We start from the raw sequence: 25,403 nt of genomic DNA, 5'->3' as shown, positions 1-25,403 counted from the left end.
GAAAAGGAATCACCCGATCAAGGTCATAGATGTGCGGAAACGGTTATGGAATAGCTGAAACATCAAATAATTTTGATGTATAAAGTTGACGTACTTTTAGGTCATAGAACGCTACAAAAACTTCATATTGTGCTCAAAATAAATATCCCCTGATTTTGTTCAGGGGATATTTTTATTTTGCAGTAAATGATGAAGTAAAACTTTGAGCTTGTCTGCGCGCCTCTGGGTCTGATGGCATAGGGTAGGGTGCAGCAGAACGAACCGCGGCTTCAACACTGGCTTTCATGTCTGGGTCGCTAGAACTCACAATGACGGACCGCACAGTACCATTATCTGATAGCGTCACACGTGCTGTCGCTGTTTTCCCACTTGAGCCGGCAGGGGTATCCCATGCACGCTTAATTTTATTTTCAAAGTCTCGTTTTGCCGTGGACGCAATTTGTTTGGCCTCAGCTTTCTTTTGTGCAGCTTCTTCGGCTGCCTGTTTGGCAGATGAAGCACGTGCTGCTTCAGCCGCACGCTCTTTTGCTTCGGCATCGGCTTTACGTTTTGCATCAGCGGCAGCCTTGGCTTTTTCTGCATCTGCTTTGGCTTTTGCATCAGCATTTGCCTTAGCTTTATCCGCATCGGCCTTACGTTTCGCATCAGCGTCGGCTTTGGTTTTCGCTGCATCTGCTTTAGCTTTAGCATCGGCATTTGCCTTGGCTTTATCGGCATCTGCTTTAGCCTTCGCATCAGCGGCGACTTTTGCTTTGTCTGCATCGGCTTTACGTTTTGCATCAGCGGCAGCCTTGGCTTTATCTGCATCCGCTTTGGCCTTTGCATCCGCCGTAGCTTTAGCTTTATTGGCATCAGTAATTTGTTGCTGCTTTTTAGCGAGATCAGCTTTCTTCTGTGCTTCAAGCTTCGCTTTTTGTACAGCTTCCGCTTTTTTCAATGCTTCTAAGTTTGCTCGGTGTTTTGCATCTGCTTCGGCTTTTGTGGCAGCATCCAGTTTGGCTCTTTCAGCAGCTTTCGCTTGTTCGGCAGCTCGGGCTTCGGCACGCTCTTGCTGTGCTTTAAGTTTTTCAGCTTCAGCCTTCGCACGTGCCTCTAACTGCTTTTGCATTTCTGCTTTACGCGCTGCTGCTTCAGCGGCTTTGGCATCCGCAGCTGCTTTTTGAGTATCGACCTTTGGCACAACGGGTGTTATAGGTGGTGTGGTTGGAATAACAGGTGCAGGCTCTACAGTGGGGGGAGCCGTTTGTGTGATTTCTTTGGCTACATTTTCATGTGCTGTTTCAGTAAACTCTGTTTCTTCAAGTGTAACAGGCTTTAAGTCCTCGGGTTTAATCAGAACAGTCTTGATTTGCTTCGGTGGCTCAGGTGGTTTACTCATACCAAGATAAAGTAAGCCAACAACAGCAATCACATGGATACCAAAGGTAAATCCAAGCGCGATGGCTTTTTGTTTAAAAGGTGGCTTTTTAAAATCTTTCATAAATTACTTTAATGGCTCTGTGAGTAATCCAACTTGGGTGAGACCCGCTTCTTGTAGACTGTTCATAAGTGACATGACTTCGCCATAAGAGCGAGACTGTTCACCTTCTACAACAACAGTTAAAGTTTTGTTTTCAGCCTGAGCTTGTTGTTGTGCTTCACTTAAAATAGACGTCAATTCAGATAAAGCCAAAGGTTCAGTTGAACTATGCGTTTTATATTTAAGAAAATAGCGACCTTCTTTATCTAAGCTGACCATTGCAGGTGCATCTTTTGATTCAATAGGATTGCCATTGGCTTGTGGCAGATCGACATTGATGCCACTGGTAATCATGGGTGCAGTCACCATGAAGATGACTAATAATACGAGCATGACGTCAATATATGGGACGACGTTCATCTCACTTTTTAGTGGTTTTTTAATGCGCTCGAAGCGTCCTGAACGTTGAATTGCCATTAGTCATGTTCCTTAGTTTCACCCAAAGACTGACGTTGTAATAACGCAACCATTTCTTCTGCAAATAAAGCACGATCGGAGTAAACCGTTTCGCCTTTTCCTGTGTAATGGTTAAATGCCAATACTGCGGGAATAGCAGCAAATAAACCAATCGCTGTAGCAATGAGTGCTTCAGCAATACCTGGTGCAACTGTTGCAAGGGTGACTTGATCTACGTCAGCTAAACCAATGAACGCATTCATGATGCCCCACACGGTACCAAATAAACCAACATAAGGGGCAACAGAACCAATGCTGGCCAAAGCACCTAAGCCTTGTTCAAGTTGGCTTTGGTCACGACTTAGCCCTACACGTAAAATACGTTCTGTACCTTCAATGGTTTGTGCTGGTGCAGCATTGCGTTTTTTTAGTTTTAAAAACTCCCCCAAACCTTGATAGAAAATGTCCTCAAGGCCGACACGTTTGGAGTTAAGTTGCGCATTGTTATATAGCGTATTCAGCTCAGCACCCGACCAAAAAATTTTTTGGAAATGCTCATCGTCTGCCTGTGCTTTTTTATAACTCATGTGTAACTTGGCAATCAGATACCAGCTAAACAGCGAGGCCAAAAGTAAAGCCAGCATTATCAGTTGTACGACAGGGCTTGCTTGTAAAATTAGATCTGAAACTTGAAGAGATGATTCGAGTTGAGTTGCCATAGTTACTACATGTGCCAATAATTTTTTTAGTCTTGTCCTAATTCCTTCAGAATCAGGTTACGAATTTCATCTGGCAGGCGACGTGGTTTCATTTCTGAACTGATACATGCCAATTCGACTTCGCCAGATGCAAGCATGATTTCACCACGATAAATATTTTGTTGCAACACAAATGACGTCGCCTTACACGAAACAACACTTGCTGTAACAGTAATTAAATCATCCATTAAAATTGGACGTGAATATTTCACATTAATTTTGTGTACTACAAAATTATAGTCTTTTTGGTGCCAGTAATGGTCTACACCCGCAGCACGTAGCCATTCGGTACGGGTACGTTCCATAAAGCGAATATGATTGGCGTGGTAAACAATGCCACCTGCATCGGTATCTTCAATATAGACACGAATGTTGAATTCGAATTTATTCGCCATGAGGGTATTCCGTTTTATTCAGTTTATGAATTGATTTTAGGTTCCTTGACGCTTTTATATTCAAGTATACAGCCTTAAAATTTAGATACGTCAAGTGGAGTAACGGCTCGAAGTTTAGCAGTTTGAGATTTCACTCCAATGGCACAAGGTGTCAAATATTAGGGTTCCTGATCATACAACTATTTCACTGTGTAACTATAGGTGGCATTAAGCACATTCTAGTTGAGAAAGTAGCTTTTATTTTTGGTGATGGGGACGTATTTGAATTCTTTAACTCGGCTGTATGCACATATATGTCTTTACCGCTGTGTATAAAGAAGCAGTTGTCTTGGCTGCTTATATTGGTGCAACATACCAAAGGGTATGGGGTCTATTGCTGAAGATTTATCATGATTATCACATGAAGACAGTGATTATCACGTGGTAGTGTCATCTGTATTTGATCGCGTATCGCTTGAAAATATTCAGTTTATGCGATGCAAATTGTATAATTTTTTTAAATAATCCAAAAATGTAAGTGTTTATAGATGTTATGAGCAACGCCAACCAACCTACACCATCGCAACTTATGTCCGTGATTCAGACGCAAACGTCTATCGCAAAACTTGGTTTGGATCTCAACGCAGTCATGACATTGGTTGCTGAACAAGCACAGCAAATCACCAATGCAAAAGGTGCTGTAGTCGAGCTTGATGAAAATGGCGATATGGTGTATCGCGCTGTATCTGGTGGAGCAGCCCACTTACTTGGGCTACGGCTTCATAAGCTCAATAGTTTGTCTGGCTTATGTGTAGAACAAAACACGACTTTGTATTGTACCGATAGTGAAAATGATTCGCGTGTGGATCGTGAAGCATGCCGACGAGTCGGGCTGAGGTCAATGGCTGTAGTACCGTTAACTCATTGTGGTGAAGCGGTGGGCGTGCTAAAAATTTACTCTGAAGATGTAGAAGCATTTCAAGAAAGTGATTTGCAACTCTTGAGCTTGATGTCAGAGTTAATTGCCGCAGCAATGTACCACGCCACCAAGTTTGGTGCGCAGGAGTTATATAAACTTGCGACTCAAGACCACCTGACGGGTTTATCCAATCGTGCATTATTTTTAGATTATTTAAGACAAGGCGTGCTACAGGCCAAGAAACACGGAAAGCATATTGGTGTTTTGATGATTGATATGGATGGATTAAAAACGATCAATGATCAATTTGGTCACCGTATGGGAGATGTCGCGTTAAAAGAAATTGCACATCGCATCAAAAACAATATAAGACAAGAGGATTTAGTTGCACGCCTTGGCGGTGACGAGTTTGCAGTAATACTCAGCAGTGTTGCGAATAGAGATTTAGCTACATCAGCGATGAATCGAATTGCTGAAGCGTGTGGGCTGCCTTTCCGCTTTGAACAATTAGATTTAAAAATAGGGGCGAGTGTCGGACTTGCAATCTACCCCGAGGATGCTTTGGAAATTGATCCTTTAATTGAGTTCGCGGATCAACAAATGTACCTGCAAAAAAAGCAACGTAAAAACATGCAATAAGTTGCTTCTCATCGTAAATTAAAAAGCGCTTAGGCTTAGTTAAGATTTTGATAATATGCTAATTTTTAGCTTTGGCGTATAGTTCTTACTGTCAAATACAGAACAGCGAATGTAGTGGCCCTATTTAGCTAGCAGCTCAGTTCGCTGTTCTTTTTAAGATGACATCATGTTTTTATTTGTCTTTGGGTTCAGGCGGGGTCAGTCCAAACTGTAAATATGCCATATTGGTGGTGATACGCCCCCGAGCGGTGCGCATCACATAACCTTGCTGGATCAAATACGGTTCAATCACATCTTCAAGCGTACCTGAGTCTTCAGCCATTGCTGCTGCTAAAGCTTCTACGCCCGCAGGCCCACCATCAAAACGCTCAAGTAACATACTCAAATAACGACGGTCTAAAGTATCTAAACCGTCTTTGTCGACATTGAGCATATCGAGTGCACGTTGCGCCATATCTTGTGTCACTTCACCTGTACCTTTGACTTGCGCATAGTCACGGACTCGACGTAGTAAACGGTTGGCGATACGCGGTGTACCACGAGAACGACGTGCAATTTCTGCTGAACCTTCTCGCGTAATCGGTACATCCATCAAATTGGCTGAACGAGTCACAATATGCGTCAAGTCAGTGACTGAATAGAACTCAAGGCGTTGCACAATACCAAAACGGTCACGTAAAGGAGAGGTGAGGAGCCCTGCACGTGTGGTTGCAGCAACTAAAGTAAAAGGGGGTAAGTCGAGTTTAATGGAACGAGCCGCTGGACCTTCACCAATCATAATATCGAGTTGGTAGTCTTCCATCGCAGGGTACAGAATTTCTTCAATCACGGGGGAAAGACGATGAATTTCATCAATAAATAGCACATCACCTTCTTCAAGGTTGGTCAGCATGGCTGCCAAATCCCCAGCACGTTCTAGTACAGGGCCCGAAGTCGACTTGAGGTTTCCACCCATTTCACGGGCAATAATATTGGCCAGTGTAGTTTTACCCAGTCCCGGTGGACCAAAAATTAAGGTGTGATCAAGGGCTTCACCACGACCACGGGCTGCACCAATAAAGATTTCCATTTGTTCACGAACCACGGGTTGACCGATGTAGTCATCGAGTGAGGTCGGGCGGATTGCGCGGTCGATATGATCTTCGGGTTTTTCGGAACCACCGATGAGACGGTCTTGCATATAGTTAAATCAATCTCTGGCTGAACTTTCGAGGCACAGCCTCAAATTATGATTTGTGTTTAGGTACCATTGTGTAGGCATTGCCTTACTTTTGAAAGATCAAAATGAGGGCTTTTAAATATATTTAAAAGTCCGCAAGTAAATCTTGTGTTGGATTGAGGATATGTCCTTATATCCCAATCCAACATGGCGACATCCATGTCGCCTTCGTGTATCCAATTTAGGTGTATTGGTGTGTCTATTTGAATTATTTATTCATGGATTTGAGAGCAGCACGGATGATGTCGCTCGCCTCAGTAAAATCACCTTTTGCAGCATTGACTAATTTCTGTGCTTCTAGAGGTTTGTACCCTAAAGACTGCAATGCAGCTTCGGCTTCTGCCACGGCAGAGTTGCCTGTGAACTGGATTTGTTCAACGGTTGAATTGCTTGGCGCTGCGCCTGAAGACATCGCTTTAAAGCGATCACGTAGCTCAATCATCAAACGTTCAGCGGTTTTTTTACCCACGCCCGGTACTTTAACCAGAGTATTGATATCTTCATGTTCAACAGTATGAATGAGCATATCGACACTGAGTGTGGACAGAATACCTAAAGCCATTTTAGGGCCGACACCGTTGACCTTTAATAGCGTGCGAAAAATGATTTTTTCTTGTTGATGTAGAAAACCATAGAGCAGTTGAGCGTCCTCGCGAACGGCAAGGTGCGTCCATAAGGTAATTTTCTGCCCTTTTTGTAGTTGGCAGAAGGTCGTCAGTGGTGTATCAATTTCATAACCGACACCATTTACATTTAAAAGTACGGTGGGTGCTTCTAGTGCGAAGACTTCACCAATAAGACATCCGATCATGTTGTGTGATTCACTTTTTTATCAATGGTTGCATAGTAGTGAGCATTGCGCAGAAAGGCAAAAGACTCACGAAAAATTGAGTTGAGATTGATGGCTTTATCATCAAATTGGATGCTGATGAGAGGTTTAAATCAATCCTGCTTTATTACCTTGTAATTCCTGAGACAAGTTATAGGCTTGGTGGTCTGAAAACTTAGAAATAATATCTAAGACCTGCATGATATTTTCATAATGGTTACTGCCAAAGTGTGCACCAGAACGACATAAAATAGCCATTAAGCGCTGCTCTTTAAAACTTAAGGTTTTATGCGGTGTAGTGAGCGGAATAAAGGCATCTAAAATATTTTGCAAACTTTGATGAGCAATAATTTCCAAACCAGCTTTTTGCGGGTGTTCAAATATTTTATCGCGGGCTAAATCCTTCGCACGGTTAATGCCTAACTCAATATCAGCAGCACAGTATTGCAATAAGCTGCCAGCCAGTTGTCCACTTAAAATTTCAAAATGATGCTTGGCAAAAGCTGATGTGACTTCTTCAACCAGACGTTTCATCACCCGTCCGCGTAACGCTGCAATTTTTTGCTGCCACGTGGTATCTGGCATAGAGAGTTCTACTGGCGCACTATATTCACCAAGCAAGCTTAAAAAAATCGGTTCAACTTCTTCATAAGACAACATGTTTAAAATGATGCCATCTTCAAGGTCAATCAGGGCGTAGCAAATATCATCTGCTGCTTCAAGTAAATAAGTCAGTGGATGGCGACAATAATGATATTCACCCAGTTGAATCAGTCCGAGTTGCTCTGCGATTTGTTGCAGGATTTCTTTTTCTGCTTGATAGCAGCCAAATTTGGCACGTTTACTGGCTGGGGTATCGCCTTGTGATTCGATGGTTTTCGATAGCCACGGATATTTTAAGTAAGCTCCCAATGTTGCATAGGTTAGACGCATGCCACCATCATTAGGATGATAGTCAATTTTAGTCAGTAGACGCAGACCTTGGGCATTGCCTTCAAACTGACGCACATCAGCTTGTTCCTCTGCGGAAAGTTTCTCCAAAAAGTTGCCGTGTGATGCATCATCAAACCATTCACGAATGGCATATTCACCTGCATGACCAAACGGTGGGTTCCCAATATCATGTGCTAAACAAGCCGCTTGAATAATGGCTCCAACATCGGCAGGGGAAATCCACATTGGTAGTTCGTCTTTGATTTTTTCCGCTGCGAGCATGCCGAGAGAGCGCCCAATGCAGGAGACTTCGAGTGAATGGGTTAAACGAGTATGAATGCCATCGTGTTGAGTTAGTGGATGGACTTGGGTTTTTCGGTTCAGTTGGCGAAAACTTTGGGAAAAAATAATTCGGTCATAATCTTTGTGAAATGGGCTGCGTGCCAATTCTGTGTTTTGTTTTTTACTTCCAATACGAACTGTTGAGAGCAGTTCTAACCAACGCATTTGCATCATTTATCGTTATTCAGTGAGTTATTGGCTTCATCATGCCAAAAAAGTGTGACGAGCTCTAGAGGGCTGCGACATAAGTTGTCTTTTAATTTACGCAGTATGAAGTTTTCATCAATAGAACATCTTAAAGCAGTCTTGTTTGTTCTCAAGGAGGCTATCAACTTCTTTATTTGTAGCCTGAGTATCAATTGAAAATGGTTTTTAGAACCCAACAAAAGCCCAAAAGTCGGGCATCTTTGAAATTTATCCCTTAAAACATTTGTTACTAATCATGTTTGATTTTTAAAGTCAAAGTAAATTGATCTTTTAAAACAAAGAAATCTCACTTTTTTAAGTCGTAGACGACTAGCTGATTTTGGCAATACACAGTAGAATATGCGCTCTCTTCAAGTCACATTGAGGTAGGTTGTCTAGACCTGCCCGTGGAGCCAAAAACAGCATGTTTATCGTTGCCGGTGCACCTGCACACTCTTCTTTTAAGCAAACACAACTTTTAACACGTCTATCGTCTATCAGTTCTGTTCAATCAATAGAAAGCCAATGGGTTTACCTTTTCGACCAAGCGCTCGACGAGCAACAACAGCAATCTGCTTTGCAGCTATTAAATGATGGCGCAACCTTCCAAGTTCGCGAAGCGACAAGTGATGAAGTTCAAGTCCTTGTGACGCCACGTGTAGGTACAATCTCGCCGTGGTCATCAAAGGCAACGGATATTTTTGCTAACTGTAATACCCCGATACACCGCTTAGAACGCGGTGTTTTGTTTACTTTAAAAGGTATTTCTGAAGTATCGGATGCAGTAAAACAAGTTTTACATGACCGTATGACTGAAAGTGTGTTCAATCAAATTGAAGACGCTGCTGCATTGTTCTCTGAAACGGCTCCAAAGCCTTTAAATGCAATCGACATTTTAGGTCAGGGCAAAGATGCTTTAGTAAAAGCGAACTCTGAGTTTGGTTTTGCACTCTCTGATGAAGAAATTGATTATTTAGTTGCTGCTTTTAACAAGCTCGGTCGTAATCCACACGATATCGAACTGATGATGTTTGCTCAGGCAAACTCAGAGCACTGTCGTCATAAAATCTTTGGTTCTGAATGGACAATTGATGGTGAAAAACAGCCATTGTCATTGTTCCAAATGATTAAAAACACCTATAAAGAATCACCAACAGATGTATTGTCAGCATATAAAGACAATGCTTCAGTGATTGTTGGTTTTGATACTCAGCGTTTCTATCCGAAGAAAGATGAAGCGACTGGTCACCACGTTTATAAGTATAAGAGCCAAGCCGCTCACATCCTCATGAAAGTGGAAACGCATAACCACCCAACAGCGATTGCGCCATTTGCGGGCGCTGCGACCGGTTCAGGCGGTGAAATCCGTGATGAAGGCGCAACAGGTCGTGGTGGTAAACCAAAAGCAGGTTTAACAGGCTTTACGGTTTCAAACTTAAATATTCCGGGCTTTGAACAGCCTTGGGAAGAAAACTACGGTAAACCATCTCGTATGGCATCGCCACTTCAAATCATGATTGAGGGGCCTTTGGGCGGTGCTGCATTCAACAACGAGTTTGGTCGTCCTGCGTTAAACGGTTACTTCCGTACTTTTGAGCAAAACGTGAATGGCGATGTGAAAGGCTTCCATAAGCCAATTATGATTGCTGGTGGTTACGGTAACATCCGTCCAGACCACGTGGAAAAAGATGCGATTCAACCAGGCGATTTACTGATTGTTCTTGGTGGCCCTGCAATGCTGATCGGCCTTGGTGGCGGTGCGGCATCTTCTGTGGACAGCGGTAAACTCGGTGAAAACCTAGACTTCGCTTCTGTACAACGTGAAAACCCTGAAATGGAACGTCGTTGCCAAGAAGTGATTGATGCATGCTGGCGTATGGAAGACTTCAACCCAATCGTGTCTGTGCATGACGTGGGTGCAGGTGGTGTTTCAAATGCAATGCCTGAACTGGTGAATGACCACGAACTGGGCGCGATTCTTGATTTGCGTAAGATTCCATCGCTTGAGCCGGGCATGTCTCCAATGGAGATCTGGTCAAACGAAGCGCAAGAGCGTTATGTGTTGGCGATTCGTCCAAGTTCTTTAGAACTATTTGAATCATTATGTGCGCGTGAACGTTGTCCGTTTGCTGTTTTAGGTGAAGCAACTGAAGCGCGTCAATTGACGGTGAACGATCCATTGTTTGACAATAAAGCCGTGGATATGCCAATGCAAGTCATGCTAGGTGGCACACCTCGTATGAGCCGTTCGTATGAAACGATTGAACGTCAAGGCGATGACTTTGATGCATCTAAAGTTACAGATTTGAAAGATGCGATTTACCGTGTACTTAAAAACCCAACGGTTGCATCGAAATCATTTTTGATCACCATTGGTGACCGTTCAATTACAGGTATGGTTGCACGTGATCAGTTCGTAGGCCGTTGGCAGGTTCCTGTTGCAGATGCAGCAGTGACGACAACAAGCTTACAAGGTTACACAGGTGAAGCAATGGCGATGGGCGAACGTCCCCCCGTTGCGTTGTTAAATCCTGCGGCATCTGCGCGTTTATCAGTTGCAGAGTCGATCTCAAATATTATGTCTGCAAAAATCGACCAGATCAGTGACATTAAATTGTCTGCAAACTGGATGGCGGCGGCTGGGCAAAAAGGTGAAGACCAAGCTTTATTCGAAGGTGTAAAAGCCATCGGTATGGAAATGTGTCCTGCACTTGGTATTGCAATTCCAGTGGGTAAAGACTCATTGTCAATGCGTACCACTTGGAATGATGAAGGCGAAGACAAATCGGTGACTTCACCGATGTCAGGTGTAATCACAGCCTTTGCACCTGTAACTGATGTACGTAAAACCTTAACGCCTGAATTGAAAGACGAAGAATCAGTACTGGTTCGTATTGATCTTTCTAAAGGTCAGTTCCGTCTAGGTGGTTCGATCCTTGCTCAGGTTTATAAAGCGATTGGTTCAGTGACACCTGATGTGGATAGTTTTGATGACTTCAAAGCTTTCTTTGCATTGGTTCAAGATTGGAACAACCGTGGCTTAATTAAGGCTTACCACGACATCGGTGATGGTGGTTTGCTTGCAACTGTTGCGGAAATGATGTTTGCAGCACGTCTCGGTGTGGCTTTAGAAGATCAATCAACTGAAAGTCTATTTGCAGAAGAAATTGGTGCAGTGCTTCAAATCAGCGCATCTGATTGGGCAACACTTGCAGACGAAGTTTCGGCATCTATATTACGTGATGCAATTGCGGTGATTGGTACGGTAAACAATACCGATCAGTTGACTGTAAATGGCTTAGTGCTTGAACGTGCAGACTTGCAAGTGGCGTGGACTGAAGTGTCACATCAGATTCAACGTCTACGTGATAACGTGGAAACGGCGGATCAAGAATTTGCATTGATCACGGACAAATCACATGCAGGTATTATTGCAAAACCTACATTTGATTTGAATGAGCCAATTGAAGCACCATACATCAACGAACGTCGTCCAAACATGGTGATCTTACGTGAACAAGGCGTAAATGGTCATGTTGAAATGGCTGCGGCATTCGACAAAGTTGGTTTTAACACTGTAGATGTGCACATGAGCGACTTACTTGCAGGTCGTATCAGCCTAGATGACTTTGAAGGTCTTGTGGCATGTGGTGGTTTCTCTTACGGTGACGTTATGGGTGCTGGTGGTGGCTGGGCGAAATCAGTTTTGTTCAACCCGAAACTTCGCGACCAATTTGAAAAATTCTTCAACCGTGACGAAACGTTCTCTCTTGGTATTTGTAACGGCTGTCAAATGTTGTCGCAATTGGCGCCACTGATTCCGGGTGCTGAAGCTTGGCCGCGTTTCCACCGCAACACTTCTGAGATGTTTGAAGCACGTGCAGTTAACGTTCGTGTTGAAAAATCGAACTCTGTATTGTTAGAAGGTATGGAAGGTTCAATCCTACCGATCGCTGTGGCACATGGTGAAGGTCGTGTGGTGACAAGCGCGGATAACTTGGCTGCATTAAATGCAGGTCATCAAGTGATCTTGCGTTATGTTGATAGTCAAGGGAATCCAACTCAGCACTATCCAATGAACCCGAATGGTTCACCAGAAGCGATTTCAGGTGTCACATCGAAAGATGGTCGTGCAACGATTATGATGCCACACCCTGAACGTAACTTCCGTGCTGTACAGCATTCATGGAAACCTGAAGAGTGGACTGAAGACGGTGCATGGTTACGTATGTTCCGCAATGCACGTAAGTTCATTGGTTAATCTGAAGTCAGTGTTTTAAAAGCCACCTTCGGGTGGCTTTTTTATTGAATCATCTTTTTTGTTTTTTAATTTTTTATTTCTCCCGCTGATGTTGGTTTAGATTTTGCTTTTATATTTGTGTGAAAGTGATATTGTGTAATAAATGCACAAATATCATGCAAAATAGAAGAAAGATGGATTACTAAACAATTTCAGTATCAACACTCATGTATGAGGTGATGACATGATTAAAACAGTTACATACGAAGCAGTCGATAAGTCTGCGTTGCGTAAAAAAGGATGGAAGTTGTTTGCTGTGATTTTGAGCTTGCAATTGATCTTTTTGATTTTGGGTTATGCGTTGCAGATGTAATTTAGAGAATGAAGAAACCGCCGTGAGGCGGTTTTTTTAATAGAAGGATATTACTTTTGAAACATAAAGAATCTATTTCTGTAAGGGAATAGAAATACTTAGTCAGGCTGATGGAGCGGTTTTGCTTGACAGTCTGACGGGTGACATCTATGTCGCTAGTTATGTGATCAAATATTATTAATTATTTTTTTTCTTTTGATATCATGGTTTGGCTATAAAACTTTATGAGATAAAAATTGAAAGATAAAAAGAGTAAATCAAAGGTTAATACTATTTTTGGAATTCTTGTTGGTTTGGTCGGAATAGTCTGTGGTTTATGGCTTTTGATCTTTTTCGAAAAAAAAATAACTGGTTCAGAATTTGTAGCTTTAGTACTTGGTTTTTCAGTGATTGGACTAATTATAGCTTTTGCTTCAGAAGTTCAGGAATTTTCGATTGCAGGAAATAGCGTTAAATTAAAAGAGTTACGATTGGAAGCTGAAAGAAAAATTGAAGAATTAGACAAGGCTAAGACAGAATTATTTAGATTAATGCTCCCTCAGGTTTTACAAGGCTCTCAAAAGACTTTGAATAAAATTGATCCTAGGATAGTGAGTTTTCTTAATATTTTTGATCAAATAAAAAGTCTTGAAATAGTAAATGAACTTAGATGTGAAATTGAACATGTGTTACATGTTTTATTAATTTGTCAGTATGGAAAGTTAAAAGTAATACATCAACGTGCTAAAACAACTGAAAATAGTTTTGATGAGCTAGATTCTCCAACATCGCTATTTGTATCTCTAAATGATGAAAAAGTGGTTCAATTTATGAAATATAATAATCAATATCAAGATAGTCATGTTGCAAAAGGAGATTTAGTTGATGGAATACATGCTTATGCAAAACTTTATGCTATAAAACTTAAACTTGATAAGTTAGTAAACTGAAATGCTCAAACTCATCTACTATGTTCCTGAATCTCACCTTGAAACCACAAAACTTGCGATTTTTGAAGCAGGGGCAGGTGGCATAGGAAACTATGAACACTGTGCTTGGCAGGTTCTAGGTACAGGCCAGTTTAAACCTGTAAAAGGCGCAAATCCGTTTATAGGTGAGTTGGATGCTTTGGAGAAAATTCCAGAGTGGCGGGTGGAAACCATTGTTCCAGAGGAAAAGGCATCTGCTGTGGCAAAGGCTTTAAAATTTAGTCATCCCTATGAAGAACCCGCTTTTGAGTTTATTCAGATGGTCGATGTACTTTAATGATGAACCTAAAAATATATTTGATACACGTTAACGGCATTCGCAACTGTTTGAGGCAGGACTTAATTTATCAGATAAAGTTTCTGCGACTAAATTGATAAACGACGGAATAGAACGAGTTTTGCGAATGACAATGGTTTTGTCTACTTTTCCCGAAAGAAAAGTAGGTCGAACCGAAGGTTAATCCTGAAATTAAAACTTTAATGAAAAGATTCCATTGAGAAAACTAATCTTAAACCTTCTGAATAAATAACTCACGATCAAAACGATACTGCGGGAAAAACACCCCGTCGGTCGCACGCTCACCTGCACCAATCACCATCACAGGATATTGCTGCTCGTTTAGATTCAAAATTTTACGAACCAAAGGCTCATCAAAACCTTCCATCATACAACTATCAAAACCATAGGCACGTAAAGCTAGGACAAGGTTTTCACAAGCCAAAGCTGTGGTTTTACTTGCCCAAAGTTTTGTATCTGCTTGGTTAAATGTGGTTACGGGTAGTTGTTTGTCTAAGCTACGTGCGATTTTGAAAGCAACTTTCTTAAAGTTACCTAACGCATTTAAGTAACCTGTTTTATAGTTATAAGGAATAAACTTGTAATATTTGAGTACACTTGCAGGGGCTTCAGGGAAAGGGAACTCTGTAATGTTACGTTTTGCCATTTCATCATTACGGTCAGTACGTGCGACACACACGATCAGTTCTGACGCTGTTTTTGCTGCAAGCTGATTTAGGCAAGCTTTAACCAATAGTTTCTTTTTCGTTGGATTTTGCACCACATAAAAAGTCCAAGGCTGTAAGTTGGATGAATTTGGTGCAAGTAGTGCCAAATCTAAACAGTCATCAAGCACTTCGGCTGGAATGGTCTTATCCGTAAATTTACGAACAGAACGGCGACTTTGAATGACTTTTTTAAAATTCTCAACATCAATGTCTTGTGGCGCGGGCTCAAAATAGCGTTTTTTTTCTGTAGTGTTTGACATAAGAAGTATTTCCAGATTGGGTTTTAAAATATGTTGGGACTAAAAGTAAAAAAACCACTGCGTTTTAATAAACGTAGTGGTTTTGTCAGTCAAGCTATAAAGCCTTAATTGAACTGGGAAAAATCAGGTTTACGTTTTTGCATAAATGCTGCTACAGCTTCCATCATTTCAGGCGAACCAACGCGATCCATGAAAATCTCAGCTTCATGATCAATCCAAGCTACAATTTCATTCACATTATGTTTCATCAGGCCTTTAGACTTAACCAAGGATGCTAAAGGTAAAGCAGACAATTGTGCTGCTTTTTTAGCGGCTACTGCATATACATCATCTTCAATACTGTTCACAATATTTGCAGCAACTGCAGTTGCACTGTCAAACTTCTGAGCGGTCAGCAGTAATTCTGCTGCTTTGTGGTAGCCCGCTTGTTCAACCAATAATTTGCTTGAAGCACCTTCAGGTGATAAGCCAAGGCTGACAAATGGAATTTGGAATAGGGCAGTGTTGTCGCTATACACCAAGTCACAATGTAATAAGATCGTTACCCCAATACCAATCGCCACGCCACGTACAGCAGCAATCAATGGTTTAGAAAACTTCGCTGCAGATTTGAGTAAAATAAATGGAGGGCCTTCAGATGCTGGTGCTTGGCCTTTTTGAGCCGCAGATTTCATAAAGTCTTGCATGTCGTTGCCTGCGGTAAAGTCTGCATCTTCACCACGTAGAATCACGGTACGAACGCTATTGTCCTGATCTGCTTCATCTAAAGCTTTTGCAATCCACAAATAAAGTTCGCTATACAATGCATTTTTTGCTTCAGGACGATTAATGGCTAATGTCAGTACACCATTATCTAATTTTGCATTCAAATGTTGATGAGGTTGTTGAATACAGCTCAGTGTCATCGTACTATCCTTGCTTGAAAGTCTGATTTAATTTTATGGGTTCATTATGTCGCATAATTTTATGATCGACATAACTGACCAGTTCATAAAAAAGTAAAAGATTTATGCCATACACATTTGATTATCTCGTATTCATTGGTCGTTTCCAGCCATTTCACTTGGCACATATGCAAACCATCAAGATTGCTTTGGAGCAAAGTGAAAATGTCATTTTGGCTTTAGGTTCTGCACAAAATGAACGAAATACGAAAAATCCATTCTTAGCAGCTGAACGTGAAGAAATGATTTTATCTAACTTTTCAGAAGCGCATCAAAAACGGATTCACTTTGTACATGTAATTGACGTTTATAATGATATTAAATGGGTGCAACTGGTAAAAAAATTAGTGAATCATGTAGTCACACCTGATGCTAAAGTTGGACTCATTGGCCATTTTAAAGACGATTCATCATATTATTTACAGCTTTTTCCAGAGTGGGAAATGGTAGAGCTCGATAGCCTGCAAGATGCGATGTCTGCTACACCTGTTCGTGAAGCTTACTATCGTGGGGAAATTTTAGAACAAGCGTTTCCTTTAGGGACGAGTGATTTTTTACATAAATTCCAACAAAGTGAAATTTATAAACAGTTGCAACACAAATTTTTAACTCAGGACACATCCAATTTAGACTAAGGTTCTCAGTCGAATAAAAATATTTCAACGAGGACCAACTGCAATGGATAGAAAACAACAGACGATATCTAATACTGTCATTAAAAATACCTTGATGATTGCAGGTGTTATATTTGCCTGTAGTACACACGCGCAAGCTCAAGCTTGGACGTTGACACCACAAAGCAATGTAGGCTTTGAAATTAAATCCTTAGGTGTGACTGTAGTAAAAGCCAAGTTCAATCGTGTGCAATCCAGCATGCAGTTTGATGCCAAAGCACCACAGCATGCTTCGACAAATTTTGTTATGGATGTAAATAGCCTAAGCTTGAGCAAGCCTTCATTGAAAAATATGATTTTGGGTGAAGATTTGTTTTATGCATCCAAATACAAAACAGCCACGTTCAAAAGCACCAGTTTTAAAGATTTGGGTGGGGGAAAATATAATATTGCTGGGAATTTAACACTTCGCGGCATCACCAAACCTGTCACATTTAGTACCACGCTAAAACCGAGTGCAAATACTGCTAATTTGTTGGACGTTCAATCATCAGCCATGATTAACCGCAGTGATTTCGGTATGAAAAAAGCGATTGGTGGTGTAGGTGAAAAAGTGAATATTCAACTGTCAGGCCAGTGGAAAGTGCAATAGCTTGCGTGGCTTAGAATTCTGAGTTAACTTTTTGCTCATTCATCTCTGCGTGTGCTTTTTTCACCAAGATATCTGTCAGCACATTTAATTGCACCGACTGCTGTTTCCAATGGTGCCAATACAAAGGTTGATCAATATTGAGCTGAGGATCCACTTCAATCAATGAGCCTGCTTCCAAACAAGACTTGGCTTGATAGTAGGGTAACCAGCCATAGCCGAGCCCTAAGGTAATCGCATCGAAAAATGCACTGGAAGATGGAATAAAGTGATGCGGATATTGAGTTGGATTAAGTCCGAATTTTTGTTGGATATAGGCCGTATGCAGCACATCTTTTGCATTAAAGATTAGGGCAGGAGCAGCACGTAATGATTCTCGGTTTACACCTTGGTCAAACCATTGATGTGTAAAAGTAGGTGTTGCAACAAAACGGTAGTTCATATCCCCAAGATATTCGGCTACGCAGCCTTTCATGGCTTGAGATTCATCCGTCACGCAGGCATTCACTAAACCAGCTTCAAGTAAATGGTGAGTTTGTGATTGGTCATCGACCTGAAAATGTACCACAATCTTTTCATCAATCAATGTTGGCTGTAACACGGGTAAAAGCCATGTGGCTAAAGAGTCGGCATTGGTTGCAATGTTGATCTGATAAAAAGCAGAGGTGTTTATATGACCAGTAAGGTTCTGAATGAAGCTTTGCTCTAGCAGACGACTATGCTGCAAGTAATGTAACAGCGATTGTCCAGCTTGGGTGGGACGGCAGGGTCTTTCTCGTACAATCAATAAATGTCCCAAACTTTTTTCTAGGCTTTGTACACGTAAAGTGACGGCAGAAGCGGTAATGCATAAGTGTTCGGCAGCAAGGTCAAAACTTCCTGTTTCTGCTACTGCTAAAAATGCATCACACTGTTTATGATTGAGCATAATCGAGACTCACTTAAAACTAAAAATATTTTAGTTATATTGATATTTTCTAAATAATACTTAATTTAATCAAAAATGAAAGATAATCCTGACATTATCAATTAAGTTGAAAAGTCAAAATGTTAAGTACATATATGCAAGGGCTTGCAGTCGGGATGAGTCTTATTATTGCTATTGGTGCGCAAAATGCATTTGTGCTGAAACAAGGCCTCAAAAAGCAGTTTGTTTTTTGGGTATGTTTTGTTTGTGCATTATCAGATTCGATTTTAATTGTATTGGGTGTATCTGGCTTTTCAAAAGTGCTTCAGCACTATCCTGAAATTATTCAGTTTGCCAAATGGGCAGGGGCTCTTTTTTTATTTTGTTATGGATTTCAACATTTACTACGGGCCTTCAAATCACAGCAGGGCTTGGAAGCAAGTGCCATTGAAAAGCATCAGCTGTTAAATATTATTTTGCTGTGTTTAGCGCTGACTTGGCTTAATCCGCATGTGTACTTAGATACAGTTATTTTACTGGGTTCAATTTCAACACAGTTTGAGCAACCTGCGTACTTTGCCCTAGGGGCAGTGTGTGCGTCTTGGTTATTCTTTTTTGCTTTGGGCTATGGTGCTCGTATGCTTACTCCCATTTTTTCAAATCCGAAAGCGTGGAATGTCCTCGATGCGATCATTGCACTGGTGATGTGGGGGATCGCTATTTCACTGCTTGTGAAATAAAAAGCATGTACAATAAAATCTATGAAATAAAAAAATCACACAGAACAAAGCCCGCATCTGCGGGCTGATGTGAATTAAGCTTGTAATGCTTTTAAGTCTTCTAAAACTTGTTCCGCATGCCCCGCGGCTTTCACCTTACGATATTCTTTCACCAGTTTGCCGTTATGAAAAATAAACGTTGAGCGCTCAATGCCCATCACTTTTTTACCATACATATTTTTTTCTTTAATCACATCAAAGTGTTTACACAGCACTTCTTCTTTGTCGCTAATTAAATTAATGGTTAAAGCCTGCTTTTCTGTAAAATTCTGATGCGCTTTAACCGAGTCACGTGAAATACCAATAATTGTGGTTTGCAGGGCATCAAACTGATCTTTTAAACATGAAAAACCAACGGCTTGAGTTGTGCAACCAGGTGTTGAATCTTTCGGGTAAAAATACACAATCAGCCATTCAGTCGGTACTTCAGTTAAGTTTACGTTGCCTGTTGTCGCTGGAAAGTTCTGATTTGGAAGTTGGATCGTATCAGTCATGTTCTATCCTTAAATGTCGCGCTGTTCTAATTCAAGTGGTAAAAAGGCATAATTTTCGTGATACAGAATATCACCTTTAACGACTGAAAGTGGATGTTTGAAAATTGGGCCATCAATCACCGTGGTGTGGAATTCACCCGCTTCGCCGCAAGGGTCAATGCCTCTTGCAACCAATGCATCAATATATTTAAGGCTAAGCGCTTGACCTAAATCCTCAATTTTCATCCCTAAATTTAAGTTGACTGTAACGATGATACTTTGAAAACCGAGTCGAATAAACTCATGCACAATGTCTAAACGTGGGCGTTGCCACAGTGGCATACATAAACTGAGCTCAGTTTTATCGCAAACGGATTGATTCCATTCGGCATGTGCCATTAAATCAATATCACCTGTGACTAAGGTTTCTGCACCTAAACTTTGAGCTTTTTGTAGCAGTTGAATGAACTGGTTCTCATAGTCTTGCCACGTTGCAGAGGCACTGTAGATGGGAAGCCCAATTGCTTTTGCCTGCGCATGAATAATATCGAGTGACATCCCGTGTGAGCGTGACTTTTGGCCTTGCTCTTCTAACATGACAATCAATGCAATAGCTTCACCCATTTGTATGGCTTTGTATAAAGCCAGACTACTGTCTTTACCACCACTGTAAGAAGCAACAAATTTGCGGTCTTGTACGTTTGTATTCCATTCAACAAGCATATTTAAATATTCTATCTTTTGAAGCATATAAAAAAGCCTGCATAGAGCAGGCTTCATTCACATATTGTGAATTATTTTTTCGGAGCAGCTTTCATTGCTTCTTCAGTTAAAGACTTTAATTTGCCTGTTAACTGTGGACCGAAACATGTTTGAAGGTCTTTATTTTGTTTTTGTACAAAAGCTAAAGTAGATGGGCTTTTCTTTTGATTAATTGCACTTTGGATTTCCCATTTTTGTGCATTGGTCAATTTACCATCTGCTTCAACTGCACAAGTACAGTATTTGCTTACTTCCGCTGCGCTAAGCTTTTTGCTTTTCCCAGTTTCTTCTTTACAAACATTGATCAATGCAGATTTTACATTGGTGCTTTTATACGCTTCTTGTAGTTTGTTCGATTCAGCAGCATGTGAAGCTGTTGCGAACAATGCAGCTGCAGACACCAATGTAGAAAGCAAAATGTTTGATTTTAAATTTTTCATAAACTGTACCTTGTTATTACGGTATATAACGTGTCGGATCTTCTACGCCAGCATCTGCAAAACCTTCTTTACGAAGACGGCAACTGTCGCATTTCCCACATGCACGTCCTTGGTCATCTGCTTGGTAGCAAGACACCGTTTGACTATAGTCTACGCCATGTTCTATACCTAAGCGAATGATATTTGCTTTGGATAAATGTAACAGAGGTGTTTCAAATTTAAGAGGTTTTCCTTCAACGCCAACCTTGGTTGCAAGGCGAGCCATATTGGCAAATGCCTCAATAAATTCAGGGCGACAGTCTGGATACCCTGAATAATCAACAGCATTAATACCAATCACAATGGCTTCAGCATCTAAAACTTCTGCTGCTGCTAATGCATAAGACAAGAAAATTGTGTTACGTGCTGGAACATAAGTTACAGGAATACCGACTTGTTCATGATCTGGAACATCAATGCTATGGTCTGTTAACGCAGAACCGCCTAAATTACCTAAGTCGATATTAATAACACGATGTTCTACACCTGCTTTTTTCGTCAGTTCACGTGCAGCGTCCAGCTCGGTAGTTGAGCGTTGACCATACATAAAGCTGAGCGCTGTACAGTCATACTGTGCTTGCGCCCATGCTAAACAAGTTGTTGAGTCTAAACCGCCAGATAACAAAACTATGGCACGAGGGCGCATACAAATTTCTCCAAATATAAATTAAAGATGAATAGGCAATGCATTAACGACCAGTTTCGTCATTCCAAAGCAACTTGTGGAGTTGGAGTTGGAAGCAAACAGGGAGATGGTCTTCTAATATCCATTGCGCTAAGTCACGCGCAAGTTGAGGTAAACGAGCAGCACCTTTCTCAACTGCAAAAGCAGGAGAGAACCATACTGTGCTGACTTTTTCATTGAGTTTATAGTCTTCAACTTGCTGTTTTGACCATTCATAATCCTCACGGTTACAAATCACAAACTTGATTTGGTCGTGTTGGGTTAGATGGTCCAGATTCGAAAGCAAATTTCGTGCAACTTCACCTGAAGTTGGGGTTTTTAAATCTAATACTTTTGAAACACGTGGGTCAACCTTAGACACATCTAAAGCACCACTGGTCTCTAAAGAAACTTCACAGCCAAGATCTGCAAGACGTTGCATTAGAGGCAAGGCATTGGGCTGTGCAAGGGGTTCACCACCTGTCACGCAGACATAAGGGGTTTTAAAACCAAGCGTGGTTTGAATAATCTGATCTAAAGATTGGCGCTCACCACCTTCAAATGAATAAGTGGTATCACAATAGGTACAACGAAGCGGGCAACCTGTTAAACGAATAAAAACTGTTGGAAGTCCAGAGGTATTGGCTTCGCCTTGCAAAGAATAAAAGATCTCCGTGATACGTAGACCCGCAGAAGGGTCAGAAACAGGGATAGCAGAAGATCGAAGCGTATTCATAGCAAAATTAAACCACAGGTTAGAAAAACAAAAATCTCTACGGCTAGTCTTAACCGTAGAGATGAGGAACTTTAGCTCCGCAACAAGATGAATAAAAGTTTATTCGTCGCGTAATAAATCGTTCAAGCTCGTTTTAGAACGCGTTTGCGCATCTACTTTTTTCACGATGATTGCAGCATATAGACTGTAAGTACCGCACTTAGAAGGTAAGCTACCTGCAACGACAACAGAACCTGCTGGTACACGGCCGTAGTGAATTTCGCCAGTTGCACGGTCATAAATCTTAGTCGATTGACCAATGAATACGCCCATAGAAATCACAGAACCTTCTTCTACAATCACACCTTCTACAATTTCAGAACGTGCGCCGATGAAGCAGTTGTCTTCAATAATTGTTGGGTTCGCTTGAAGTGGCTCAAGAACACCACCAATACCTACACCACCAGATAAGTGAACGTTTTTACCAATTTGAGCACATGAACCAACAGTTGCCCATGTGTCAACCATTGTACCTTCATCTACATAAGCACCAATGTTCACATAAGAAGGCATTAACACTACGTTTTTCGCTTGGAAAGAACCTTTACGCGCAACTGCTGGCGGAACAACACGAACGCCTGCTGTTTTAAATTGTTCTTCAGTCCAACCTGTAAATTTAGTATCTACTTTGTCGTAGAATTGAAGGTCACATGACTCAATTGGTTTGTTGTCATTTAGTTTGAATGATAAAAGCACGGCTTTTTTCACCCATTGATGAACAACCCACTCGCCATCAATTTTTTCAGCAACACGTAATGTCCCGTTATCTAAACCAGCAATGACTTCTTCAACTGCTGCACGAACTTCAGCAGAACAGTCCGCTGCTGTAAAATTCGCACGGTCTTCAAACGCTTGTTCAATAATTGTTGAAAGCTGAGACATGATCTTCCTTCCAGAAAAAAAATTTTCCTGATTTTACACTAAATTGTGCGGAGAATAGATGAAAAAACAGCATAGGATCGGAAATAATAATGAATGATTGGGAATAAGGCACTTAAGCTAGTTGGGTTTGAAAAATTAAGTAAATAAATGTTATTTACAACAACAATAAAGCTTAAAATGTATCAAAAAATAACAAAAACTGAGCAAATCTCGAATAAAAAACAGTCTGGGGCTGTTTTAAGATGGGCTCATCAAAAAATGGTAAATGATGTAAAAAATCTTTATTTTTTAGAGGAGAAAAACATGAAATCATTACGTTTAATTGCAATCGCAACTGCAATGTCAGCGGTTGCAGGTACAGCTTTTGCTGATGATGCTGTCGTAAAAGATGGCTATGCTTTTGACCAAAATAAACTCATTCCTACAGGCGTCCGTGCTGAAGTGGGTACAACAGGCTACGGCGGTGCTTTATTGTGGACAGCAAACCCATACGTGGGTTTAGCTTTAGGTTATAACGGTGGTGATATTTCATGGTCTGATGATTTGTCTATCGACGGCACAAAATACGACATGGATATGGATAACAGCCTTGCATATTTAAATGCTGAAATTCGTCCGTGGGGTGCAAGTACAAACCGATGGGCTCAAGGCGTATATGTTGCTGCTGGTGTAGGTTATATTGATAATGATTATGCCTTAACCAAACGTCTGAACAACTCAAACGATACAATTAAGATTGATGGTCAGAATTTTTATGCGCCATCAGGTAGTGGTTCTGTAGATGGTTCTTTATCATATAAAAATGATATTGCTCCATATCTAGGTTTTGGTTTAGCTCCTAAGATTAATCAAAACTGGGGTGTATTTGGTGAAGTTGGTGCTTACTACACTGGTAATCCATCTGTGGATTTGAACTCGACTGGTTTGGTTGAAGTGGGTGGTTCGACTTCAGGTCAAACAGCTGCAGATAATGAAGCACGCAAGATTGCCAATGATGATAAATATAAATGGCTTCCAGTTGCAAAATTGGGTGTCAGTTACCACTGGTAATTCAAGACATAAAAAAACGAGCCAAGGCTCGTTTTTTTATGTCTAGTTATTTTGTCTCATTTTAAAAATGATGGGCAAAACGAATACCAAAGGCCCATGCATCATTATCATTGAGTGCTGAAAGCCCTGTTATACTTTCAAATGGATTTGAATCATTGGGCGCTTTTGGGGTATCGAAATGAAAATAATAAAGACCCATTGCAATATTCAATTCAGGTCGCAATTTGTACATGCCGGCAAGCCCAATTCCTTTATAGCCATCACTTGGATTAAGCGTAGATGCAGGGTTATTGGTACCAGAGTCCCACAGTAACTCTAATGCACTGATCCATTTCTCATTCCATAAATGTGCAAGCCCGAGTTTTGTAGACCATTGATCTTCTTTATAGCTAATCAGTTTGATATCTTTTACTTCAGGGTAGAATATTGCAGCATAATCAATGACAGCTTCAAATTTGGGGGGATGAATGACGAATTCTTCCCAATTGACCCATCTCACACTCCCGTACAAAAGATTCTGATAGGGTAGCCCTGTCATAAAATCAAAATTGACTGATTGGGGCGTTTTTATATGTGTTGTATCGGGTGTGCTAACACCAATTTTGATAGACTCGGTTGTGCTGAGTTGATGTTTGATGGGGGAGCGATAAGTCAAAGATGTTCTAAAATGATACTCTGGCATCTGATAACTTATACCTGTTAACCAGCCCAGACCCTCATCTTTTTTAAAATCGGCATCATAACCATCAAACACAGAATATGTTTTGCCTTTCATGTTTAAAGAACCTTCAAGACTTTGATAGCTTAGTCCTCCATAAACATCCCAATTGGGCATGATTTGATAGCCTAAAAGTGTAGTTAGGTTATGGCTCTTAAAATTTATACTGGCTGCTTCGATTTCATGTTTTTCTCCATAGATGATTGGACGGTAACGATAGTCGATATCTACAGCAAAAGGTTGGTCATAAATGATTGCAAATTTGACTTGAGGGTTGAGTTCTAATTTTAATGCAGCCCCCATCATTACTTGTTTATTACTAAAATTTCCTGTTGAAAAGTCAGTTACACCAAATTGTTGTAATGCCTCACTATGCTGAACTTGGCCAGAAACTTGTGGCTGGATGTAGGCAAGAGAAAACTCAGCATAATTTTTAGGTTCAAAAAAAGGTTGTATGGTTTGACCTGACAGTTCAAAAGCAGCAGCAAAGCATAATTTTGAGGAATATAAACAGAGTAAAGGGAAGCTCAATAGTTTCTTTTTCATTGTTTGAGCTCATTAGTTTTTTTATCAAGCGATTAAATCATATACTATATTTACTTGAAATGTACGCGTTTAGCGGAAAAAAAGAGGCTCGTTAGCACTGCTGTCCCATAAATATCACAAGAAGAACCTCAACTGAGGTTCTTCTTGTTTATTCCACTTCTTATCAGGAAGAAATAGTGCCTTCAATGGTTTCCTTTCAAA

General features: G+C 40.9%; 26 protein-coding genes. 9 read left to right on the top strand and 17 right to left on the bottom strand.

Annotated features, from left to right (window positions below):
- Positions 1-172: 172 nt before the first annotated feature.
- Genes tolA through ybgC form a run of 4 tightly spaced genes read right to left on the bottom strand, consistent with a single transcriptional unit; the run spans position 173 to position 3,068 of the window.
- On the bottom strand, positions 173-1,480 hold the full coding sequence (tolA, locus tag B9T36_RS04020) for a cell envelope integrity protein TolA (RefSeq protein WP_086208285.1): 1,308 nt from the start codon (positions 1,478-1,480) through the stop codon (positions 173-175).
- Positions 1,481-1,483: 3 nt separating this feature from the next.
- Positions 1,484-1,936, bottom strand: a complete 453-nt coding sequence (tolR, locus tag B9T36_RS04015; protein ID WP_086208284.1) for a protein TolR — start codon at positions 1,934-1,936, stop codon at positions 1,484-1,486.
- Positions 1,936-2,634, bottom strand: coding sequence for a protein TolQ (gene tolQ, locus B9T36_RS04010; protein WP_086208283.1), 699 nt, complete (start codon positions 2,632-2,634; stop codon positions 1,936-1,938). Before tolQ ends, tolR begins: the two co-directional genes overlap by 1 nt.
- 26 nt (positions 2,635-2,660) lie before the next feature.
- Positions 2,661-3,068, bottom strand: a complete 408-nt coding sequence (gene ybgC / locus B9T36_RS04005; RefSeq protein WP_086208282.1) for a tol-pal system-associated acyl-CoA thioesterase — start codon at positions 3,066-3,068, stop codon at positions 2,661-2,663.
- Positions 3,069-3,600: 532 nt separating this feature from the next.
- On the opposite strand from ybgC, the gene B9T36_RS04000 reads away from it, so the two are divergent.
- Entirely contained in the window at positions 3,601-4,605 is a 1,005-nt protein-coding gene (locus B9T36_RS04000) for a sensor domain-containing diguanylate cyclase (protein ID WP_086208281.1), read from the top strand.
- A 172-nt stretch (positions 4,606-4,777) separates the two neighbouring features.
- On the opposite strand, the gene ruvB is transcribed toward B9T36_RS04000, so the two are convergent.
- The 3 genes from ruvB to B9T36_RS03985 all read right to left on the bottom strand — a co-directional run bounded on the left by ruvB (position 4,778) and on the right by B9T36_RS03985 (position 8,102).
- A complete protein-coding gene (ruvB, locus tag B9T36_RS03995) occupies positions 4,778-5,785 on the bottom strand; it encodes a Holliday junction branch migration DNA helicase RuvB (RefSeq protein ID WP_086208280.1) in 1,008 nt (335 codons plus the stop codon).
- Between the two features lie 247 nt (positions 5,786-6,032).
- Positions 6,033-6,635, bottom strand: a complete 603-nt coding sequence (ruvA, locus tag B9T36_RS03990; protein WP_086208279.1) for a Holliday junction branch migration protein RuvA — start codon at positions 6,633-6,635, stop codon at positions 6,033-6,035.
- Between the two features lie 126 nt (positions 6,636-6,761).
- Positions 6,762-8,102: a deoxyguanosinetriphosphate triphosphohydrolase gene (locus B9T36_RS03985; protein WP_086208278.1), complete on the bottom strand. Its 1,341-nt coding sequence runs from the start codon at positions 8,100-8,102 to the stop codon at positions 6,762-6,764.
- Positions 8,103-8,538: 436 nt separating this feature from the next.
- Between B9T36_RS03985 and purL the strand changes: the two genes are divergently transcribed.
- The 4 genes from purL to B9T36_RS03970 all read left to right on the top strand — a co-directional run bounded on the left by purL (position 8,539) and on the right by B9T36_RS03970 (position 13,972).
- Positions 8,539-12,375: a phosphoribosylformylglycinamidine synthase gene (gene purL / locus B9T36_RS03980; RefSeq protein ID WP_086208277.1), complete on the top strand. Its 3,837-nt coding sequence runs from the start codon at positions 8,539-8,541 to the stop codon at positions 12,373-12,375.
- Positions 12,376-12,598: 223 nt separating this feature from the next.
- Positions 12,599-12,727 (top strand): KGW motif small protein, encoded by a 129-nt coding sequence (locus B9T36_RS19310; RefSeq protein ID WP_004693854.1) that lies wholly within the window; start codon positions 12,599-12,601, stop codon positions 12,725-12,727.
- 236 nt (positions 12,728-12,963) lie between these two features.
- Entirely contained in the window at positions 12,964-13,656 is a 693-nt protein-coding gene (locus B9T36_RS03975) for a hypothetical protein (RefSeq protein WP_086208276.1), read from the top strand.
- A gap of 1 nt (position 13,657) precedes the next feature.
- Entirely contained in the window at positions 13,658-13,972 is a 315-nt protein-coding gene (locus B9T36_RS03970; RefSeq protein WP_086208275.1) for an NGG1p interacting factor NIF3, read from the top strand.
- A gap of 232 nt (positions 13,973-14,204) precedes the next feature.
- Here B9T36_RS03970 and B9T36_RS03965 read toward each other — a convergent pair whose 3' ends face one another.
- On the bottom strand, positions 14,205-14,960 hold the full coding sequence (locus B9T36_RS03965; RefSeq protein ID WP_086208274.1) for a nitroreductase family protein: 756 nt from the start codon (positions 14,958-14,960) through the stop codon (positions 14,205-14,207).
- Positions 14,961-15,064: 104 nt separating this feature from the next.
- Positions 15,065-15,865 (bottom strand): enoyl-CoA hydratase-related protein, encoded by an 801-nt coding sequence (locus B9T36_RS03960; protein ID WP_086208273.1) that lies wholly within the window; start codon positions 15,863-15,865, stop codon positions 15,065-15,067.
- 104 nt (positions 15,866-15,969) lie between these two features.
- Here B9T36_RS03960 and B9T36_RS03955 point away from each other — a divergent pair, with 104 nt between their 5' ends.
- Together B9T36_RS03955 and B9T36_RS03950 are read left to right on the top strand one after the other, a co-directional pair.
- Positions 15,970-16,539 (top strand): nicotinate-nicotinamide nucleotide adenylyltransferase, encoded by a 570-nt coding sequence (locus tag B9T36_RS03955; RefSeq protein WP_086208272.1) that lies wholly within the window; start codon positions 15,970-15,972, stop codon positions 16,537-16,539.
- Positions 16,540-16,582: 43 nt separating this feature from the next.
- Positions 16,583-17,170 (top strand): YceI family protein, encoded by a 588-nt coding sequence (locus B9T36_RS03950; RefSeq protein ID WP_086208271.1) that lies wholly within the window; start codon positions 16,583-16,585, stop codon positions 17,168-17,170.
- A gap of 10 nt (positions 17,171-17,180) precedes the next feature.
- On the opposite strand, the gene B9T36_RS03945 is transcribed toward B9T36_RS03950, so the two are convergent.
- The gene (locus B9T36_RS03945; protein WP_086208270.1) at positions 17,181-18,095 is read right to left on the bottom strand and encodes a LysR family transcriptional regulator ArgP; all 915 of its coding nucleotides are present in this window, start codon (positions 18,093-18,095) and stop codon (positions 17,181-17,183) included.
- Between the two features lie 119 nt (positions 18,096-18,214).
- Between B9T36_RS03945 and B9T36_RS03940 the strand changes: the two genes are divergently transcribed.
- Positions 18,215-18,814: a LysE/ArgO family amino acid transporter gene (locus B9T36_RS03940; RefSeq protein WP_086208269.1), complete on the top strand. Its 600-nt coding sequence runs from the start codon at positions 18,215-18,217 to the stop codon at positions 18,812-18,814.
- Positions 18,815-18,888: 74 nt separating this feature from the next.
- Here the strand turns inward: B9T36_RS03940 and B9T36_RS03935 are convergent, their stop codons facing one another.
- From B9T36_RS03935 to dapD, 6 genes are all read right to left on the bottom strand, one after another.
- Positions 18,889-19,347 carry a peroxiredoxin gene (locus B9T36_RS03935; RefSeq protein WP_086208268.1) on the bottom strand — a complete coding sequence of 153 codons (459 nt, stop codon included), beginning with the start codon at positions 19,345-19,347 and terminating at the stop codon, positions 18,889-18,891.
- Positions 19,348-19,356: 9 nt separating this feature from the next.
- Entirely contained in the window at positions 19,357-20,049 is a 693-nt protein-coding gene (locus tag B9T36_RS03930; RefSeq protein WP_086208871.1) for a diphthine--ammonia ligase, read from the bottom strand.
- Positions 20,050-20,120: 71 nt separating this feature from the next.
- Complete coding sequence (locus tag B9T36_RS03925) at positions 20,121-20,528, bottom strand: hypothetical protein (RefSeq protein ID WP_086208267.1); 408 nt, start codon at positions 20,526-20,528, stop codon at positions 20,121-20,123.
- Positions 20,529-20,544: 16 nt separating this feature from the next.
- On the bottom strand, positions 20,545-21,213 hold the full coding sequence (gene queC, locus B9T36_RS03920) for a 7-cyano-7-deazaguanine synthase QueC (protein ID WP_086208266.1): 669 nt from the start codon (positions 21,211-21,213) through the stop codon (positions 20,545-20,547).
- A gap of 43 nt (positions 21,214-21,256) precedes the next feature.
- Positions 21,257-21,967 carry a 7-carboxy-7-deazaguanine synthase QueE gene (queE, locus tag B9T36_RS03915; RefSeq protein WP_086208265.1) on the bottom strand — a complete coding sequence of 237 codons (711 nt, stop codon included), beginning with the start codon at positions 21,965-21,967 and terminating at the stop codon, positions 21,257-21,259.
- Positions 21,968-22,066: 99 nt separating this feature from the next.
- Complete coding sequence (gene dapD, locus B9T36_RS03910) at positions 22,067-22,888, bottom strand: 2,3,4,5-tetrahydropyridine-2,6-dicarboxylate N-succinyltransferase (RefSeq protein WP_086208264.1); 822 nt, start codon at positions 22,886-22,888, stop codon at positions 22,067-22,069.
- A gap of 303 nt (positions 22,889-23,191) precedes the next feature.
- On the opposite strand from dapD, the gene carO reads away from it, so the two are divergent.
- The gene (gene carO, locus B9T36_RS03905; protein ID WP_086208870.1) at positions 23,192-23,938 is read left to right on the top strand and encodes an ornithine uptake porin CarO; all 747 of its coding nucleotides are present in this window, start codon (positions 23,192-23,194) and stop codon (positions 23,936-23,938) included.
- A gap of 61 nt (positions 23,939-23,999) precedes the next feature.
- Here the strand turns inward: carO and B9T36_RS03900 are convergent, their stop codons facing one another.
- Positions 24,000-25,202 (bottom strand): outer membrane protein transport protein, encoded by a 1,203-nt coding sequence (locus B9T36_RS03900; protein WP_086208263.1) that lies wholly within the window; start codon positions 25,200-25,202, stop codon positions 24,000-24,002.
- Positions 25,203-25,403: the final 201 nt, after the last annotated feature.

The organism is Acinetobacter sp. ANC 4204 (assembly GCF_002135205.1).
In the GTDB taxonomy this organism is placed as follows: Bacteria; Pseudomonadota; Gammaproteobacteria; order Pseudomonadales; family Moraxellaceae; genus Acinetobacter.
Note: the sequence above shows the minus strand (reverse complement) of the source record. Positions and strands in the feature narration are given on the sequence as shown.

Bases quoted from the DNA above. Each gene is read 5' to 3' on its own strand.
- tolA (WP_086208285.1), bottom strand. From the start codon at position 1,480: ATGAAAGATTTTAAAAAGCCACCTTTTAAACAAAAAGCCATCGCGCTT.
- tolR (WP_086208284.1), bottom strand. From the start codon at position 1,936: ATGGCAATTCAACGTTCAGGACGCTTCGAGCGCATTAAAAAACCACTA.
- tolQ (WP_086208283.1), bottom strand. From the start codon at position 2,634: ATGGCAACTCAACTCGAATCATCTCTTCAAGTTTCAGATCTAATTTTA.
- ybgC (WP_086208282.1), bottom strand. From the start codon at position 3,068: ATGGCGAATAAATTCGAATTCAACATTCGTGTCTATATTGAAGATACC.
- B9T36_RS04000 (WP_086208281.1), top strand. From the start codon at position 3,601: ATGAGCAACGCCAACCAACCTACACCATCGCAACTTATGTCCGTGATT.
- ruvB (WP_086208280.1), bottom strand. From the start codon at position 5,785: ATGCAAGACCGTCTCATCGGTGGTTCCGAAAAACCCGAAGATCATATC.
- ruvA (WP_086208279.1), bottom strand. From the start codon at position 6,635: ATGATCGGATGTCTTATTGGTGAAGTCTTCGCACTAGAAGCACCCACC.
- B9T36_RS03985 (WP_086208278.1), bottom strand. From the start codon at position 8,102: ATGATGCAAATGCGTTGGTTAGAACTGCTCTCAACAGTTCGTATTGGA.
- purL (WP_086208277.1), top strand. From the start codon at position 8,539: ATGTTTATCGTTGCCGGTGCACCTGCACACTCTTCTTTTAAGCAAACA.
- B9T36_RS19310 (WP_004693854.1), top strand. From the start codon at position 12,599: ATGATTAAAACAGTTACATACGAAGCAGTCGATAAGTCTGCGTTGCGT.
- B9T36_RS03970 (WP_086208275.1), top strand. From the start codon at position 13,658: ATGCTCAAACTCATCTACTATGTTCCTGAATCTCACCTTGAAACCACA.
- B9T36_RS03965 (WP_086208274.1), bottom strand. From the start codon at position 14,960: ATGTCAAACACTACAGAAAAAAAACGCTATTTTGAGCCCGCGCCACAA.
- B9T36_RS03960 (WP_086208273.1), bottom strand. From the start codon at position 15,865: ATGACACTGAGCTGTATTCAACAACCTCATCAACATTTGAATGCAAAA.
- B9T36_RS03955 (WP_086208272.1), top strand. From the start codon at position 15,970: ATGCCATACACATTTGATTATCTCGTATTCATTGGTCGTTTCCAGCCA.
- B9T36_RS03950 (WP_086208271.1), top strand. From the start codon at position 16,583: ATGGATAGAAAACAACAGACGATATCTAATACTGTCATTAAAAATACC.
- B9T36_RS03945 (WP_086208270.1), bottom strand. From the start codon at position 18,095: ATGCTCAATCATAAACAGTGTGATGCATTTTTAGCAGTAGCAGAAACA.
- B9T36_RS03940 (WP_086208269.1), top strand. From the start codon at position 18,215: ATGTTAAGTACATATATGCAAGGGCTTGCAGTCGGGATGAGTCTTATT.
- B9T36_RS03935 (WP_086208268.1), bottom strand. From the start codon at position 19,347: ATGACTGATACGATCCAACTTCCAAATCAGAACTTTCCAGCGACAACA.
- B9T36_RS03930 (WP_086208871.1), bottom strand. From the start codon at position 20,049: ATGCTTGTTGAATGGAATACAAACGTACAAGACCGCAAATTTGTTGCT.
- B9T36_RS03925 (WP_086208267.1), bottom strand. From the start codon at position 20,528: ATGAAAAATTTAAAATCAAACATTTTGCTTTCTACATTGGTGTCTGCA.
- queC (WP_086208266.1), bottom strand. From the start codon at position 21,213: ATGCGCCCTCGTGCCATAGTTTTGTTATCTGGCGGTTTAGACTCAACA.
- queE (WP_086208265.1), bottom strand. From the start codon at position 21,967: ATGAATACGCTTCGATCTTCTGCTATCCCTGTTTCTGACCCTTCTGCG.
- dapD (WP_086208264.1), bottom strand. From the start codon at position 22,888: ATGTCTCAGCTTTCAACAATTATTGAACAAGCGTTTGAAGACCGTGCG.
- carO (WP_086208870.1), top strand. From the start codon at position 23,192: ATGAAATCATTACGTTTAATTGCAATCGCAACTGCAATGTCAGCGGTT.
- B9T36_RS03900 (WP_086208263.1), bottom strand. From the start codon at position 25,202: ATGAAAAAGAAACTATTGAGCTTCCCTTTACTCTGTTTATATTCCTCA.